General features: G+C 62.9%; 1 protein-coding gene. It reads left to right on the top strand.

The window, feature by feature from the left end:
• On the top strand, positions 1-517 hold a 517-nt coding region (locus tag CPA45_RS22595), incomplete at both ends, for a four-carbon acid sugar kinase family protein (protein WP_133066831.1).

The raw sequence follows: 517 nt of genomic DNA, 5'->3' as shown, positions 1-517 counted from the left end.
AGCATCACCCGTTGACGCCGATGACCGATGCCGACCTGGTGCGGGTACTCTCTCGCCAAACACCACACCCAGTCGGTTTGGCCAATCGCGCTGTGCTAACCCGGGGGGGGGATGCAACCCGTGCTCATTTATCTGCACTGGCAGAGCAAGGCGTTCGCCATGTGATTTGTGACGCCCTGGACGAGCAGGATCTGGACGTATTGGCCGAGGCCACGGTGTTGATGCCTTTGGTCACTGGAGGTTCCGGTTTAGGGCAGGCGCTGCCCGCCCAATACCGCACCCAGGGCTGGTTAGCCACGATCTCAGAGCCGGGCCGTTTATCCCCCGCCTCTGGCAGTGCGCTGGTCCTTTCCGGTAGTTGCTCTCGGGCGACGCTGGCCCAGGTGGCGGACTTTCTGGCCAAGCACCCCGATGGTGGCTTTGCCCTGGATCCCTTATCACTGGCAGACGGGGACAAGCAGTGGGAGCAGGCGCTGGCCTTTGCCCTGGAGCGCTTATCCAGCAACGTCCCGGTACT

The organism is Vreelandella nigrificans, from assembly GCF_002374315.1.
In the GTDB taxonomy this organism is placed as follows: Bacteria; Pseudomonadota; Gammaproteobacteria; order Pseudomonadales; family Halomonadaceae; genus Vreelandella; species Vreelandella nigrificans.
Note: the sequence above shows the minus strand (reverse complement) of the source record. Positions and strands in the feature narration are given on the sequence as shown.